Below are 15973 nucleotides of genomic sequence, written 5' to 3'. Positions count from 1 at the left end.
TAACTCTGCGGCCTAGAGTTCGGCAATGACTGTGAACCGTATCGAACCCCGACCGCTTTCTCTTCTTCGCGCCTTCCGTTCTTCCGCGCCGCGCCTCGCGCTCGCGGCCGTTGCCGCGGGCGCGCTGCTCGCGGGCTGCGTGACGCCGGGCGAGCATGCGCGCGAGCAGCGCATGCGTGACGAGCAGAACTGCATGGCCTATGGCTTCCGCCCCGAAAGCCCGGCTTACGCGCGCTGCCTGCAGAACGAGAACCTCTCGCGCCAGGACCGCGACAACCTGCAGGACATCGAATCGCGCCGCCGCTCGGAAGACCCGCGCCGCTATGGCGGCGGTGGCGGCTGGGAGCGCGAACGCGACCGGGACCGCGATCGCTACGACCGCATGAACGACAACCAGCGCCAGGCGCTGCGCAACTGCGACCTGCTGCCGCCCGCCAACCAGCCCGGCTGCCGCGCGATGGTCTGGTCGACGCTCAAGTAGGGCTGCGCAACGCCGCGTCCGAGGGGGCGGCATCGAGCTTCGCGAGCGCGATCACGGCGGCCTGCAGCACGAAGCCCGCGAGCGCGAGCAGCAGGCAGCCGGCTTCGCCCCAGAGCGCGCCGGCCCCCGCGCCGAGCGCCGCGCCCACGGGCCGCGCGCCGGCATTCACCGTGAGGAACACGGCCGAGACGCGGCCCAGCATGCCCGCGGGTGTCACGCCCTGGCGCAGGGTGGTCGAGCTGATGGTCCACACCATCGGCCCGGCGCCGAACACGAACAGCGACAAGGCCGCGAGCCCGGCGCTGGGCCACCGCAGTGTCGACGCCATCAACACAGCGGCCAGCACCGCGCTGAACGGGCCGACGCGGATCGCGCGGCCCGGGCTCATGCGCGCGGCGATGCGCGGCGTGAGCAGCGCGCCCGCCACCATGCCCGCGCCATACATCGCGAGCGTGAGCCCCACGCCCTGCGCGCCGAGGCCGAGCGCGCGCACCGCATGCGGCACATAGCCGGCCTGCAGCACGAACCAGGCGATGTTGAAGATGGCGCCGGTCAGCAGCATCGGCCGCAGCCAGGCATGGCGCAGCACGAAGCGCGCCTTCGCGCAGCTCGGTCCACGGATGGCGTGCGGCGGGCATGCGGCGCGCCGGCTCGGGGAGCTTCCACAGCAGGGCCACGGCCGCGGCCGACAGCGCCGCCGCCAGCACGAAGGCCGCGCCCGCGCCGGTCCAGGCCACGAGCGCGCCCGCCACGGCGGGGCCGGCCGCGAAGGCCGCGCTGCGCGCCAGCTCGATGCGGCCATTGGCGCGCGCCAGCGCCTCGCGCGGCACGAGTTCGGGCACCAGCGCCGGGGCCGCGACGCTGAAGGCCACGGTGCCGATTGCGCCGATGAAGCCCAGCAGCGCCATGCCCGCGATACCCATGCGCGCGGACCACGGCGCCGCCAGCACGGCGAGCATCAGCAAGAGCGACAGCGCGCGCAGCACTTCGGCGCGCAGCATCAGGTGCCGGCGCGGCATGCGATCGGCGAGCAGGCCCAGCGGCATCGCGAGCAGCAGGAAGGGCAGGGTCTGCACGGCCGCGAGCAGCCCGGTCTCGGCGGCGCCCGCGCCATAGGCCATCACCGCGACCAGCGGCACCGCGGCCAGGCCGAGCTGCTCGGCGGACTGCGCCGCGAGGTTCGCGTGAGCCAGGTGGAGAAAGGGGCGGGGCAGGGTGGAGGACATGACCCGATGGTCACGGACCGCCCCGCATCGGGCTGGCCGAAAACGGACCCGTGAAGACGGGCCTCAGCCCGCGGCTTCGGCCTGCTGCGCCAGCAGCATGTCCTCGAACCAGTCCGCCACCTGCCGCGCCTCGGGCGCCGCGCCCGGCGCGAGCCCGTAGTAGTAGCGCTCGAGCCGCATGCGCAGCGCGGGCAGCGGCGACTGCAGCCGGCCCGCGGCCAGGTCGTGCGACACCAGCGAAGTCGGCGCGAGCGCGATGCCCAGGCCGTCGACCGCGGCCTGCAGCACGAAGTGCAGGTGGTCGAACTGCAGCCGCCCGGCCGGCCGCACGCGCGGCGCGCCGACCTGCTTCTTCCAGGCCTCCCAGTCCTCCTTGCGCGTGCGCGCCGACAACTGCACGTGCGCGGCCAGCGCGCGCAGGTCGCGCAGCGGATGGGCCTTGAACAGCGCGGGCGCGCCGACCACCAGCACCTCGTCCTCGAGGAAGGGCTGCACCGCGATCGCACCCGGCCAGCCCTCGAGCCCGCGGCGCACCGCGATGTCGAAGCTGTCGGCCACCTGCTCGGGCATCACGGTGCTCGTGACCACCTGCGGCTCGATGTCCGGATGGCGCTCGACGAAGGAGGGCAGGCGCGGGATCAGCCAGCGCACCGCGAACGAGGGCCGCACGTTGATGCGTACCGTGCGCGCCGCGCCCTGCGCCTGCAAGGCACGCGCGGCGGCGCCGATCTGCGCCAGCGCCGGCTCGACCTCGGCGAAGAACTGCTGGCCCTCGGCGGTCAAGGCGACCTGGCGGATGCGGCGTTCGAACAGCGCCACGCCGAGGAAGGCCTCGAGGCCCTTGATCTGGCGGCTGATCGCGCTGTGGGTGACGTGCAGCTCGTGCGCCGCGCGCGTGAAGCTCAGGTGGCGCGCCGCGGCCGCGAAGGCGCGCACGGCGTTCAGGGGAGGCTCGCGGGACGGCATGCGTGCGATTTTGTCACGCATGCGGCGCGTTAATGTCGTTTGTCGGCGCGGCCTCCGCGGGCGCACGATGCGGGCTCGATGTCTTCTTCTTCCCGCCGCTCCGCTTCCGTCCCCGCCACCCTCGCGGCCTCCGTCTCCACCACCGACCGCAACTCCCGCCACGCCGCGCTCTCGCTCGGGCTCGCGCTGCCGGGCGACGTGGTGCTCTACCTGCTGCTGCCGATGTATGCCGCGCAGTTCGGCGTCACGCTCGCCGAGGCGGGGCTGCTGCTGGCGGCCAACCGCCTCGTGCGCATCGCCGGTTATGGCTGGGTGGCCGACTTCTATGCGCGCCACGGCGACCGCCGCACCTGCACGCTGGCCGTCGCGGGCGCGGTGCTGTGCTGCCTCGGCTATGCCACGCTCTCGGGGCTGTGGGCGCTGCTGCCGCTGCGGCTGCTCTGGGGCCTGTGCTTCGCGGCCTTCAACCTCTCGACGCAGGCGCTGGCCACGGCCGACCCCGTGGGCGCCGCGCGCCGCAGCGGCCGCTCGCGCGCCTTCATCGCGCTCGGGCCGGTGGTGGCGCTGCCGCTGGGCGCGGTGCTCGCGCACTGGAGCGGACCGCGCACCATCTTCTGGCTGCTGGCCGCGGTGGCGCTGCTCGGGCTGCTGGCCGCGCGCCGGCTGCCGACGGCGCCGCATCCGGTCGCGGTGGCGGCCAAGCGCTTCCAGCGGCCGAACAGCCTCGACGGCTGGTCCTTCATGGAAGGGCTGGCGCTCGACGGCCTGTTCATCGTCGGCCTGTCGTACCTCGGCAAGGACCTGCTGCCGGGCGCGGCGGTGGTGGTGGCCGGCGTGCTGATGGCGCTGCGCTACTTCTCCGAGATCGCGCTCAGTCCCGTGGGCGGCCGCATGGCCGAGCGCTTCGGCGCCGAGCGCCTGCTGGTGAGCCTGTCGCTGCTCACGGCGCTGGCGCTGGTGGGCTTCGGCCTGGGCTGGCTCTGGAGTTGCGCGGCGCTGATCGTGGTGCTGCGCGCCTTGCAACTGCCGCTGATCGCGCCCATCGTCGCGCACCGCACGCCCGGACCCGAGCGCGTGCAGGCGCTGGCCGCGCGCTCGACCTGGCGCGACATCGGCGCGGGGGCGGGGCCGGTGCTGGCCGGGCTGCTGTTGCCCATTGCGTCGTCGGCCTGGATCTACGGTGTGGCGGCGGCGCTGCTGGCCGGCATGGCCATCGCCTGCGGGCGCAGTGCCGCGAAACTCGAGCTATCCCCGGATTCCCTTCACCATCGACCGTCATGACCCACGACCCGCACGCGATCCAGACCCTGGCCCAGCTCCAGGCCCTGTTCGGCCAGCCCGGCGAAGCCTCGCTCAAGAAGGAGATCGACTGGCTGCATCCGTCCTACCGGGCGCTGATCGCGGCCTCGCCGTTCGCGGTGCTCGCCACCCTCGGGCCGGACGGCCTCGATGCCTCGCCGCGCGGCGATCCGCCGGGCTTCGTGGCGGTGAAGGACCCGAAGACGCTGTGGATGCCCGAGCGCCGCGGCAACAACCGCATCGACAGCCTGCGCAACATCGTGGCCGATCCGCGCGTGGCGCTGCTGTTCCTGATCCCGGGCGTGGGCGAGACCCTGCGCGTCAACGGCCGCGCGCGGCTCACGGTCGATCCCGCGCTGCTCGCGCGCTTCGCGGTGGAGGGCAAGGCGCCGCAGTGCGTGATCGAGATCGCGGTCGAGACCGTGTTCTTCCAGTGCGCGCGCGCGATCCAGCGTTCGCGGCTGTGGGCGCCGCGGCCCGACGAGGCGCGGCCCGACGTGCCCACGCCCGGCGCGATCCTGTCGGCGCTGACCGATGCCGCCTTCGACGGCGCGAGCTACGACCGCGAGCTGCCGGCGCGGCAGAAGGCCACGCTGTACTGAAGAACAGCGCGCGGCGGGGCGGCCCGAAAAATATTTCTTCGAAGACTGAGGGTTTGGGGGCCTTCGTTCGTCTTCAGGAGGTCGGACCCGTTCCGGCCCCTCGAAGACAGAAGAAAGCCCCGCCCATGCACCCCGGTCATTCCCCGTTCGAATCCCTGCAGCCACCCGCCGCGCCGCGCCGCCGCTCCAAGTCCTTCGTGCTGCGCTGGTGCGGCAACGGCTGCGGCGAGGTGGCGGTGGTCGGGCCGTTGGGCTGGTGGCCCTGCTGCTCGAAGGAGTGCTGGGAGGCCTGGCATCAGCTCGAGACCGCCAAGGCCGCGGAAGCGACGCGGCTGGCCGGCGCGGAACTGCGCGCCGGCGCCTGAACGGTCTCAGGCCCGTCCGGGCGCCGTGGCCTGCTCGGTGCGCGCGTCGTGGCCGATGATCAGCACCAGCACGAAGGCCACGGCCGCCAGCAGCGCGAGGAAGATCACCGCGTAGATGTCGTTGCCCATGCGGTCCTTGAGCGTGCCGAAGATGGTCGGGCCGATGTAGCCGCCGAGGTTGCCGATCGAGTTGATCCAGGCGATGCCCGCGGCCGCGGCGGTGCCGCTGAGCATCGCGGTGGGCAGGGTCCAGAAGGTGGGCAGGGCGCTGAAGATGCCGAAGGCCGCGAGCGTCACGGCCGCCATCTTGGGCACCGGCGCGCTGGTCTCGGCCGCCAGCACCAGGCCGACGAAGATGCAGGCCAGCGGGATCAGCAGGAACCACTTGCGTTCCTTGCGCGCGTCGGAGGCGCGGGTCCAGAACAGCATCGCGATCGCACCCACCAGGTAGGGGAAGGCGTTGATGAAGCCGATCTCCACGTTGCCCAGCCCGCCGAAGCCCTTGATGATCTGCGGCAGGAAGAAGCTGAGGCCGTACAGCGGCACCGTGATGCCCATGTAGACGAAGCCCAGGCCGATCACGCGCGGGTTCAGCAGCGACTGCTTCCACGAGATCTGGTTGATCGACTCGCGGTTGCGCCGCTCGGCGTCGAGCGTGCCCTGCAGCCACGTACGCTCCTCGTTCGTGAGCCACTTCGCGTCCTTCGGACCGTCGGGCAGGTAGAACAGCACGAAGAAGGTCAGGATCAGCGAGGGGATCGCCTCGAGGATGAACAGCCACTGCCAGCCGTGCATGCCGCCCATCCCGTCCATGTTGAGGATGAAGCCCGAGATCGGCGAGCCGATCACGGTGGAGATCGGGATCGCGAACATGAACCAGCCGACGATGCGCGCGCGGTAGGCCGAGGGGAACCACAGCGTGATGTAGAAGATGACGCCGGGGAAGAAGCCGGCCTCGGCGATGCCGAGCAGGAAGCGCACGACGTTGAAGCTGGTCGAGCCGCCGACCCAGGCCTGGGCCGCCGACAGGATGCCCCAGCTGAACATGATCCGCGCGATCCAGCGGCGCGCGCCGAAGCGCTCGAGCGCCATGTTGCTCGGCACCTCGAACAGGAAGTAGGCGATGAAGAAGATGCCGGCCGCGCTGCCGAACACGGCCGCGCTGAAGCCCAGGTCCTTCGACATGGCGGCGCCCGCGAAGCCGAGGTTCACGCGGTCGAGGTAGGCGATGAAGTAGCTGACCATGAGCAGCGGCAACAGCCGCCAGCTCATCTTCGAGATGGTTCTCTGCTCGATCGGATTCACGTGTTGTCTCCTGTTGTGTGTGTGATATGGGAGGCGTTGAGGAAAGCCGCGGCCGTCGCCGGCCGCCGGACCATGTTAGGCCGGCCGGGCCGGTATTCCTGACACGGAAATGACCGAGGCGGGAAAGCACGGGGCAGGGCGCTTGTGCACCTTCCGCGGCCGGCCTGCATCGGGCCCGGGACTCGACCGGTTCGCGCATATGGTTATCGCTTTTCCATCGTTCCGGCCCCCGGGGCGCGGGTATAGCCTTCGTGACGATCCACGCTTTGCGACCCGCCCCGATGTCCACGAACGCCGCTTCCTCCCCGTCTTCCTCCCCCGCCGAACCCACGGCCTCCCGGGGTCCCTCCGTCGCTTGGATCGCGGGCGTCGGCGCGAGCGCGGGCCTTGGTGCCGCGCTCGCGCGGCGCTTCGCGCAGGAGGGCTTGGTCGTCGCGCTGACCGGCCGCACGCCGCAGCAGCTCGAGGCCGTGGCCGCCGAGATCGCGGCCGCGGGCGGCACGGCCCATGCCTTCGCGGCCGACGTGGCGAGCGAGGCCGAGGTGCACGGCGTCGGCCAGCGCGTGCGCGCGCTCGGGCCGCTGTCGGTGGCGGTGTTCAACGCCTCCAGCGCGGCGCGCGCGCCCACGCTCGAGATCTCGGTCGAGCAGTTCACCCAGGCCTGGCGCACCAGCACGCTCGGCGGCTTCGTGTTCGCGCGCGAGGCGCTGCGCGGCCTGCTGGCCAATCCCTTCGACGGCGCCACGCCCGCGGGGCGCGGCAGCCTGCTGTTCACCGGCGCCACCGCCGCGCTGCGCGGCAAGCCGCCGTTCGCGGCCTTCGCGGCCGCCAAGGCCGGGCTGCGTTCGCTGAGCCAGAGCCTGGCGCGCGAGTTCGGGCCGCAGGGCATCCACGTCGCCCATGTCGTGATCGACGGCGGCATCGACGGCGAGCGGCTGCGCAGCGGGGCGCCCCAACGCGCGGCGCAGGCCGGCGAGGACGGGCTGCTGCAGCTCGATGCCATCGCCGAGAGCTACTGGCAGCTGCATGCCCAGCATCGCAGCGCCTGGACGCAGGAACTCGACCTGCGGCCGTTCAAGGAACCCTTCTGATTCAGAACGAGGAGCGCATGAGTTCCGCATCGCCATTCAGTCCGCACGAGCATCCGCTCATCGCCACCCTGCCGTCGGTCGAGGCCGAGCTCAACTACCTGAAGCCGGGCCAGGGCCGGCCCGCGAGCTACACCTTCGAGCCGCCGCCGGGCACGCCCTGGGTCACGGGCGAGCTCGAGGCGCGGCGCGTGGCCATCCGCGACGGCCGCCCGCTGGTGGCGCTGCGCGAGCTCTCGCTCGACCGCAGCGGCTTCACCCAGATCGCGCACCGCAGCGTGCTGGCCGACTTCTCGCAGGACGCGACCATCCGCGACATCTACTACCGCGAGTCCGAGGCGCTGCTGCGCGACGTGACCGGGGCCGAGAAGATCGTGGTGTTCGACCATACGTTGCGCGACAGCGCCCAGGGCTCGCGCCGCACCTCGGAACTGCGCGAGCCGGTGCGCCGCGTGCACGACGACCAGACGCCGGCCTCGGCGCGGCGCCGCGTCACCGACCACCTGCCGCCCGACGAAGCGGCCGAGCGGCTCGCGAAGCGCTTCGCGATCGTCAACCTGTGGCGGCCGCTGGCCACGGTGGAGCGGCTGCCGCTCGCGCTGTGCGATGCGCGCTCCATCGATCCGGCGGACCTGGTGCCCAGCGACCTGATCTACCCCGACAAGGTGGGCGAGACCTATTCCTTCACCTGGAACCCCAAGCACCGCTGGTACTGGTTCCCGCGGCTGCGGCCCGACGAGGCGCTGCTGTTGAAGATCTTCGACTCGCGCGAGGACGGCACGGCGCGGCTCACGGCCCACACGGCCTTCGAGGACCCGACCGGCTCGCCCGAGGCGCCGCCACGCCGCAGCATCGAGCTGCGCGCGCTGGTGTTCTGGGACAAGCCGTGAGCGCGCGCAAGCAGCTGCGCCTGGGCGCCTTCATGCGCCCGGTCAGCATCCACACCGGCGCCTGGCGCTACCCGGGCGCCTGGCCCGACGCCAACTTCAACTTCGAGCGGCTCAAGCAGCTCGCGCAGACGCTGGAGCGCGGGCGCTTCGACGCCTTCTTCATGGCCGACCACCTCGCGCTGCTCAACATGCCGATCGAGGCCTTGCAGCGCAGCCACACGGCCACCTCGTTCGAGCCCTTCACCCTGCTGTCGGCGCTGGCGCAGCACACACGGCACCTGGGGCTGATCGCCACCGCCTCGACCACCTTCGACGAGCCGTTCCACATCGCGCGCCGCTTCGCCTCGCTCGACCACCTGAGCGGGGGCCGCGCGGGCTGGAACATCGTGACCACCTCGAACCCCGACGCGGCGCTGAACTTCGGCCGCGAGGACCACATGGAGCACGACGCGCGCTACGACCGCGCGCGCGAGTTCTACGACGTGGTGACCGGCCTGTGGGACAGCTGGGCCGACGACGCCTTCGTGCGCGACGTCGACAGCGGCCGCTTCTTCGATCCGGCCAAGCTGCACGTGCTGGGCCACAAGGGCGAGCACCTGTCGGTGCGCGGGCCGCTGCACATCGCGCGGCCGGTGCAGGGCTGGCCGGTGATCGTGCAGGCCGGCGCCTCGGAGGCCGGGCGCCAGCTCGCGGCCGAGACGGCCGAGCTGATCTTCGCGGCGCCGGGCACGCTGGCGAACGCGCGCGCCTTCTATGCCGACGTCAAGTCGCGCATGCGCAAGCTCGGGCGCGACCCCGAGCACCTCAAGATCCTGCCGGGCGCCTTCACCATCGTGGCCGACACGGTCGACGAGGCGAAGGCGATCCGCGCCAAGCTCGACAGCCTGGTGCACTACGACAGCGCGATCGCCTCGCTGTCGATCGCGCTGGGCCACGACGCCTCCAGCTTCGACCCCGACGGCCTGCTGCCCGAGGTGCCGCCCACCAACGCGAGCCAGAGCGGGCGCGAGCGCGTGATCGAGCTGGCCCGGCGCGAGAACCTCACGGTGCGGCAGCTCGCGCAGCGCCTGGGCGGTTATGGCGGCCTGGCCTTCGTCGGCACGGCCCAGACCATCGCCGACGAGATGCAGGAATGGCTCGAGAGCGAGGGCTCCGACGGCTTCAACGTGATGTTCCCCTGGCTGCCCGGCGGGCTCGATGCCTTCGTCGACCGCGTGGTGCCCGAACTGCAGCGCCGTGGCATCTTCAGGCAGGAATACGAAGGTCGTACCCTGCGCGAGAACCTGGGCCTGCCGCGGCCGGTCAACCGTTTCTTTTCGCAAGATTAGCGGGGCCGGGGCGAGGGGACACTGGGCGCGCCGCCGGCGCGCGGGCGGCGCATTGGCGACAATCGCTCCAATGCGTTCCTCTCCCTTCTTCCGCATGGCCCTGCTGCTGGGCCTGCTCTCCGCCATCGGTCCCTTCGCCATCGACATGTACCTCCCGGCCCTGCCGGCCATCGGCCAGAGCCTGCGCGCCGACATCGGCGCGGTGCAGATGAGCCTCACGGCCTTCTTCATCTCGCTGGGCGCGGGCCAGCTGCTGTACGGGCCGGTCTCCGACATGGTGGGCCGCAAGCCGCCGCTGTACGCGGGCCTCGCGGTGTTCGCGATCGCCAGCGTGGGCTGCGCGCTGGCGACCGACATCCAGACCCTGATCGCGCTGCGCTTCATCCAGGGCCTGGGCGCCGCGGCCGGCATGGCGATCCCGCGCGCGGTGGTGCGCGACCTGCACACCGGCACCGATGCCGCGCGGCTGATGTCGCTGCTGATGCTGGTGTTCAGCATCTCGCCGATCCTCGCGCCGCTGGTGGGCAGCGGCGTGATCGCGGTCACGGGCTGGCGCGGCGTGTTCTGGGCCGTGACCATCGCGGCCGTCGCCGGCCTCGCGATGATGGCCACCTTGCTGGCCGAGACCCGGCCGGCCTCGGAGCGCGTCGAGAGCAGCATCGGCAGCGCGCTTTCGGCCTACTGGCTGCTGCTGCGCGACCGCCACTACCTGGGCCTGGTGTTCATCGGCAGCTTCGCGATGGCGGGCTTCTTCACCTACCTCGCGAACTCCTCGTTCGTGATGATCGACCACTACGGCCTGTCGCCCGCGCTCTACAGCGTGGCCTTCGGCGTGAACGCGGCCGCCTTCTTCGGCGCCTCGCAGTTCAACGGCGCGCTCGGCGAGCGCTTCGGCCTGGCGCGGCTGGTGAAGTTCGGCGTGGCCGGCTGCGGCGTGGCGATGGTCGCCATGTTCGCCTACTACGCCATGGGCGGCGACAGCCTGTGGGTGATGATCGTGCTGTACTTCATCGCCTCGGGCTTCATGGGCTTCGTGATCCCGACCACCGGCGTGCTGGCGCTCGAGATGCACGGCGCCATCGCCGGCACCGCCTCGGCGCTGCTGGGCACGCTGCAGATGCTGACCGGCGCGGTGGCGATGGCGGTGGTGGGTGCCTTCACCGACGGCGGCCCGCTGCCGATGGTGACCGGCATGGCCGCGGGCGCGCTGATCGCCGGCGTGCTGACCTGGCTCACGCTGGGCGGCGACCGCGGCACGCAACCGGCGCGCCGGGTGCAGGAGGCCTGATGAGCAGCGTGGCGGCCAGCGTGGGCACCGAGGGCGGCGCGCGCGTCATCGACGGCCTCGACCAGCCCGCGCGGCGCTGGTCGATGCTGGTGATCATCCTCGGGCTGATCGTCTCGGTGCTCGACGGCACCATCGTCAACCTCGCGCTGCCGGGCATCGCGCGCGAACTCAACGCCAGCGCCTCGCAGTCGATCTGGGTCGTCAACGCCTACCAGATCGCCATCCTCGTGATGCTGCTGCCGCTGGCCTCGCTGGGCGACCTGGTGGGCTACCGCCGCGTCTACCTGGTGGGCATGGCGGTGTTCACGCTGTCCTCGGCGGCCGCCACCTTCGCCAACTCGCTGACCACGCTGATCGCCGCGCGCGCCTTCCAGGGCCTGGGCGCGGCCGGCATCATGAGCGTGAACGCGGCGCTGGTGCGGCTGACCTATCCGTCCTCGCAGCTCGGCAAGGGCATGGCGATCAACTCGCTGGTGGTCGCCACCTCCTCGGTGGCCGGGCCCTCGGTGGCGGCGGCGATCCTGTCGGTGGCCTCGTGGCCGTGGCTGTTCGCCATCAACGTGCCGCTGGGCATCGTCACCTTCGCGCTCGGCATGAAGGCGCTGCCCTTCAACCGCGTGGCGCCGGCCGCGGGCCTGCGCTTCTCGCCGATCGACGTGACGCTCAACGTGCTGATGTTCTCGCTGGTGTTCCTCGGCGTCGACCGCCTGGGCGTGCGCGAGGGCGGGGTGGAGGCGGGCGGCCCGCCGCTGAGCGCCTGGCTCACGCTGCTGGCCGGCGTGGCGGTGGGCTTCGTCTACCTGCGCCGGCAGCGCTCGCTCGCGGTGCCGCTGTTCCCGATCGACCTGCTGCGCATCCCGGTGTTCGCGCTCTCCATGGGCACCTCGGTGGCGGCCTTCTGCGCCCAGATGCTGGCCTACATCGCGCTGCCGTTCCTGCTGCTCGACGTCTACGGCCGCAGCCATTTCGAGGCCGGCCTGCTGATCACGGCCTGGCCGCTGGCGATCGTGGCGATGGCGCCGCTGGCCGGCCGCCTGATCGGCCGCTATCCCGACGGGCTGCTCGGCGGCATCGGCCTGGGGCTGATGGCCGCCGGCCTGTTCTCGCTGGCGCTGCTGCCGGCGCACCCGGTCAATGCCGACATCGCCTGGCGCATGGCGCTGTGCGGGCTGGGCTTCGGGCTGTTCCAGTCGCCGAACAACCACACCATCGTGACCTCGCCGCCCGCGCACCGAAGCGGTGCAGCCAGCGGCATGCTCGGCACGGCGCGGCTCACGGGCCAGACCCTGGGCGCGGTGGTGCTGGCCGGCGTCTTCAGCATCTGGAGCCCGCATGGCGGCCACGGGCCGGTGGTGGCGCTGGTGCTGGCCGGCTGTTGTGCCGGTATCGCCGCAATCTTCAGCAGCTTGCGGCTCAGGACGACGGGACACGCGGGCTGAATAGGTTAGGGTACGGCCCCATGAAGGAAGTACCTGATACGGTGGTATGCCCCGGCTGCGACGCGGTCTATGCCCGCGCCGAACTGCAGCCGCGCGAGGTCGCCCATTGCGCGCGCTGCGGCACCGAGATCGGCCGCCATCCGGGCGCGCAGGAAAGCCGCATCCTGCCGCTGACCGTGACCAGCCTCATCATGTTCGCGATCGCCAACCTGTTCCCGATCGTCGAGATCGAGCTGCAGGGCCTGCGCAGCCAGACCACGCTGGCCGGCGCGGTGGTGGTGCTCGGCGCCGAGGGCATGTCGGTGGTGGCGCTGCTGGTGCTGGCCACCACCATCCTGTTCCCGCTGCTGCAGCTGTGCATCCTGGTCTACCTGCTGATCCCGCTGCGGCGCGAGCACCGGCCGCTGGGCTTCGCGATCCTGGTGCGGCTGATGCAGTCGCTGCGGCCTTGGGGAATGATCGAGGTGTTCCTGCTCGGCGTGCTGGTGGCCGTGGTCAAGCTCTCGAGCATGGCGACGGTGGTGCCCGGGCCCGCGCTGTGGGCCTTCGTGGCGCTCACGGTCACGCTGACGGCGGTGCTGTCGTTCAACCCGGGCGCGTTCTGGGAAATGACCTTCCGCGCCGCCGGCGACGAGGACGAGGAGAGGGCTTCCGCATGAAGTTCCCTTCGCTGCGCCGCGCGCGCCCGCCCGAGCCGGAGCCGGCCGGGCACGAGCCGCACGCCGACGCGCCGGTCGTCACCGCCGCCTCGCTGGGCCTGCTGGCCTGCCCGCACTGCGCGGCCGTCTGGCAGGACGCGCAGGAGGGCGACGCCTGCGGGCGCTGCGGCACGCACCTGCACACGCGCAAGCCGCAGAGCCTCACGCGCACCTGGGCCTTCCTGATCGCGGCCTGCATCATGTACATCCCGGCCAACCTGCTGCCGGTGATGATCACGCGCACGCTGTTCGGCGCGCAGTACGACACCATCCTCAGCGGGGTGATCTATTTCTGGGTCTCGGGCGCCTACGGGCTCGCGGCCATCGTCTTCATCGCGAGCTTCCTGGTGCCGCTGTTCAAGCTGGCGGTGCTATTCCTGCTCGTGGTGATGGCCCAGCGCGGCAGCACCTGGCGGCAGCACGAGCGGGCCAAGCTCTATCACATCATCGAGATCATCGGCCGCTGGTCGATGCTCGACGTGTTCGTGGTGTCGCTGTTGACCGGGCTGGTGCAGATCCAGGGCTTCGCGGTGATCACCGCGGGCGTGGGCATCGCGGCCTTCGGCTCGGTGGTGGTGCTGACCATGCTGGCCTCGCTGAGCTTCGACCCGAAGCTCACCTGGGACAGCCGGCAGGCACAGGCCGTGCAAGAGAATTTCGAGAACAGGGAAGAACAAGCAGCATGAGTGAAGAAGAACAACCGCAAGACCGACCGGCGCCATCCGCGCCGCCATTGCCGAGGCCGCAGGTCAAGCGCCGCCGCGAGTGGCTGCCCTCGCTGATCTGGCTGATCCCGATCGTGGCCGCGCTGGTCGGCGTGATGCTGGTGGCGCGCATCCTGATGGAGCGCGGCCCCGAGATCGTGCTGACCTTCAAGACCGCCGAGGGCCTCGAGGCCGGCAAGACCGCCGTCAAATACAAGGACGTGCAGATCGGCCTGGTGCAGAGCCTGCGGCTGGCGCGCGACCGCTCGCACGTGCGCGTGCTGGTGCAGCTCAACAAGGAGGCCGAGGGCTTCACCTCCGAGGACTCGCGCTTCTGGGTCGTGCGGCCGCGGCTCGACACCTCGGGCATCTCGGGCCTGAACACGCTGCTGTCGGGCGCCTACATCGGCGCCGACGCCGGCGTGTCGAAGGAGACCTCGGGCGAGTTCAAGGGCCTGGAGGCGCCGCCCATCGTCACGCGCGACGACTCGGGCCAGCAGTTCCTGCTGCGCGCCGCCGACATCGGCTCGCTCGACGTCGGTTCGCCCGTGTACTTCCGCCGCATCAAGGTGGGGCAGGTGGCGGCCTACGAGCTCGACGGCGATGGCCGCGGCGTGACGCTGCGCGTGTTCGTCAACGCGCCCTACGACAAGTTCGTGGGCGTCAACACGCGCTTCTGGCAGGCCAGCGGCATCGACGCGCAACTGAGCGCCAGCGGCTTCACGCTGCGCACCCAGTCGCTCGCGACCATCCTGCTCGGCGGCATCGCGTTCCAGGCGCCCGAAGACGCCATGGGCCCGCTCGCGAAGGAGAACACCGCCTTCATGCTCGCGCCCGACGAGGTCACCGCGATGAAGGAGCCCGACGGCCCCTCGCAGACCCTGCTGATGTACTTCAACCAGTCGCTGCGCGGCCTGGTGCCGGGCGCGCCGGTCGACTTCCGCGGCGTGGTGATCGGCGAGGTCAAGTCGATCGGCGTCGAGTTCGACCGCGCCGAGCGCGAGTTCCGCATGCCGGTGCTGGTGCAGATCTATCCCGACCGGCTGCGCCGCCGCAGCGTCGATCGCACGAACGAGAAGGAGCCGCGCTTCTCGCAGCAGGAGCGCCTGCGCTTCCTCACCGAGAAGGGCCTGCGCGCGCAGCTGCGCAACGGCAACCTGATCACGGGCTCGGTCTATGTCGCGCTCGACTTCTTCCCGAAGGCACCGCCCGCGAAGATCGACCTGACCAAGAGCCCGATCGAGCTGCCGACCATGGCCAACAGCCTCGACGAGATCCAGTCGCAGGTGCAGGAGATCGCGAGCAAGCTCAACAAGGTGCCCTACGAGCAGATCGCGCAGGACCTGCGCACCACGCTGGCCACGCTCAACAAGACGCTGACCGCCACCGAGCAGACGGTGAGCCGCATCAACAACGACGTGACGCCCGAACTGGCCGCGGCCATGAAGGACGTGCGCAAGACCGTGAACTCGGCCGAACGCACGCTGGCCGACGACTCGCCGCTGCAGCAGGACACGCGCCAGATGCTGCAGGAGCTCACGCGCGCCGCCGGTTCGGTGCGCGTGCTGACCGACTACCTCGAACGCCATCCCGAATCGCTGCTGCGCGGCAAACCGGACGACAAGAAATGACGAAGATGCACAGCCGAACCCTTCTCGCCGGCATCGCCGTGCTGGCCGCGCTCGCCGCGGGCTGCGCGAGCAAGCCCGACAGCTACTACACCCTCGCGAGCAGCGTGCCCGCGGACCAGATCGCCGCGCCCGCCGCCAGCGGCACCGTGCCGCTGGCCATCGAGCTCGCGCCCGTGGCCGTGCCCGAGCGGCTGGCGCGGCCGCAGATGGTAGTGCGCAAGCCCGGCGGCAGCGTGCAGGTCGAGGTGCTCGAGCAGCACCGCTGGGCCTCGTCGTTCGAGAACGAGCTGCGCGACGCGCTGGCCAGCGGCATCGCCACGCGCCTGGGTGCGCTCGACGTCAGCAAGGGCGGCCGCCCCAACGTGCAGCCGGTGTGGCGCATCGCGGCGCAGCTCAAGCAGTTCGACGCGGTCGACGGCGGCCGTGTCGAAGCGGCCTTCAGCTGGACCCTGCGCCGCGCCGACGAGCCGCGCACGCTGGTATGCAGCTTCGAGGCCGGCGAACCGGTGGGCACCGGCATGGACGCGGTGGCGCAGGGCGCCCAGCGCGTGACCGCGGCCGTGGCCGCGGCGATGGCGCGCAGCCTGGCCGCAGCGCGCGCGAATCCGTCGGCGACCGCCTGCGCCCTCTGAGGGCGGCGGCCCCGCAATCGCTGCGGGGCAG

General features: G+C 71.5%; 15 protein-coding genes and 1 pseudogene. 13 read left to right on the top strand and 3 right to left on the bottom strand.

Translation table 11 applies throughout. The annotated features are described in order from the left end of the window. Positions 1–25: 25 nt before the first annotated feature. Positions 26–481 (top strand): hypothetical protein, encoded by a 456-nt coding sequence (locus AC07RM_RS14815; protein ID WP_495335040.1) that lies wholly within the window; start codon positions 26–28, stop codon positions 479–481. On the opposite strand, the pseudogene AC07RM_RS14810 reads toward AC07RM_RS14815, so the two are convergent. Then, positions 474–1707, bottom strand: a pseudogene (locus AC07RM_RS14810) (MFS transporter). The gene AC07RM_RS14815 and the pseudogene AC07RM_RS14810 overlap by 8 nt on opposite strands. A 63-nt stretch (positions 1708–1770) precedes the next feature. Beyond that, positions 1771–2673 (bottom strand): LysR substrate-binding domain-containing protein, encoded by a 903-nt coding sequence (locus AC07RM_RS14805; RefSeq protein ID WP_495335039.1) that lies wholly within the window; start codon positions 2671–2673, stop codon positions 1771–1773. 78 nt (positions 2674–2751) lie between these two features. On the opposite strand from AC07RM_RS14805, the gene AC07RM_RS14800 reads away from it, so the two are divergent. From AC07RM_RS14800 to AC07RM_RS14790, 3 genes are all read left to right on the top strand, one after another. Further along, complete coding sequence (locus tag AC07RM_RS14800) at positions 2752–3954, top strand: MFS transporter (protein ID WP_495335038.1); 1203 nt, start codon at positions 2752–2754, stop codon at positions 3952–3954. Then, positions 3951–4574 carry a pyridoxamine 5'-phosphate oxidase family protein gene (locus AC07RM_RS14795; protein ID WP_495335037.1) on the top strand — a complete coding sequence of 208 codons (624 nt, stop codon included), beginning with the start codon at positions 3951–3953 and terminating at the stop codon, positions 4572–4574. The genes AC07RM_RS14800 and AC07RM_RS14795 overlap by 4 nt, the downstream gene beginning before the upstream one ends. 125 nt (positions 4575–4699) lie before the next feature. Beyond that, on the top strand, positions 4700–4939 hold the full coding sequence (locus AC07RM_RS14790; RefSeq protein ID WP_296782680.1) for a hypothetical protein: 240 nt from the start codon (positions 4700–4702) through the stop codon (positions 4937–4939). A gap of 6 nt (positions 4940–4945) precedes the next feature. Here AC07RM_RS14790 and AC07RM_RS14785 read toward each other — a convergent pair whose 3' ends face one another. Continuing rightward, positions 4946–6244 (bottom strand): MFS transporter, encoded by a 1299-nt coding sequence (locus AC07RM_RS14785; RefSeq protein ID WP_093342022.1) that lies wholly within the window; start codon positions 6242–6244, stop codon positions 4946–4948. Between the two features lie 281 nt (positions 6245–6525). On the opposite strand from AC07RM_RS14785, the gene AC07RM_RS14780 reads away from it, so the two are divergent. From AC07RM_RS14780 to AC07RM_RS14740, 9 genes are all read left to right on the top strand, one after another. Beyond that, positions 6526–7335, top strand: a complete 810-nt coding sequence (locus AC07RM_RS14780; RefSeq protein WP_495335036.1) for an SDR family NAD(P)-dependent oxidoreductase — start codon at positions 6526–6528, stop codon at positions 7333–7335. Positions 7336–7352: 17 nt separating this feature from the next. Next, positions 7353–8222 carry a CmcJ/NvfI family oxidoreductase gene (locus tag AC07RM_RS14775; protein ID WP_495318266.1) on the top strand — a complete coding sequence of 290 codons (870 nt, stop codon included), beginning with the start codon at positions 7353–7355 and terminating at the stop codon, positions 8220–8222. 32 nt (positions 8223–8254) lie between these two features. Beyond that, positions 8255–9550 carry an LLM class flavin-dependent oxidoreductase gene (locus tag AC07RM_RS14770; RefSeq protein WP_495335239.1) on the top strand — a complete coding sequence of 432 codons (1296 nt, stop codon included), beginning with the start codon at positions 8255–8257 and terminating at the stop codon, positions 9548–9550. A gap of 70 nt (positions 9551–9620) precedes the next feature. Next, positions 9621–10838 (top strand): multidrug effflux MFS transporter, encoded by a 1218-nt coding sequence (locus AC07RM_RS14765; RefSeq protein WP_208512690.1) that lies wholly within the window; start codon positions 9621–9623, stop codon positions 10836–10838. After that, entirely contained in the window at positions 10838–12277 is a 1440-nt protein-coding gene (locus tag AC07RM_RS14760) for an MFS transporter (RefSeq protein ID WP_296782672.1), read from the top strand. Before AC07RM_RS14765 ends, AC07RM_RS14760 begins: the two co-directional genes overlap by 1 nt. A 20-nt stretch (positions 12278–12297) precedes the next feature. Continuing rightward, the gene (locus AC07RM_RS14755) at positions 12298–12936 is read left to right on the top strand and encodes a paraquat-inducible protein A (protein WP_093342014.1); all 639 of its coding nucleotides are present in this window, start codon (positions 12298–12300) and stop codon (positions 12934–12936) included. Next, positions 12933–13661, top strand: a complete 729-nt coding sequence (locus AC07RM_RS14750; protein WP_495335035.1) for a paraquat-inducible protein A — start codon at positions 12933–12935, stop codon at positions 13659–13661. Before AC07RM_RS14755 ends, AC07RM_RS14750 begins: the two co-directional genes overlap by 4 nt. Next, positions 13658–15310 carry a PqiB family protein gene (locus AC07RM_RS14745; RefSeq protein ID WP_093342013.1) on the top strand — a complete coding sequence of 551 codons (1653 nt, stop codon included), beginning with the start codon at positions 13658–13660 and terminating at the stop codon, positions 15308–15310. The genes AC07RM_RS14750 and AC07RM_RS14745 overlap by 4 nt, the downstream gene beginning before the upstream one ends. A gap of 5 nt (positions 15311–15315) precedes the next feature. After that, positions 15316–15942, top strand: coding sequence for a PqiC family protein (locus AC07RM_RS14740; protein ID WP_495335238.1), 627 nt, complete (start codon positions 15316–15318; stop codon positions 15940–15942). Positions 15943–15973 lie beyond the last annotated feature (31 nt).

It is taken from the genome of Variovorax sp. GW821-FHT09B05 (assembly GCF_059418265.1).
This window is presented reverse-complemented; position numbering and strand designations above follow the sequence as displayed.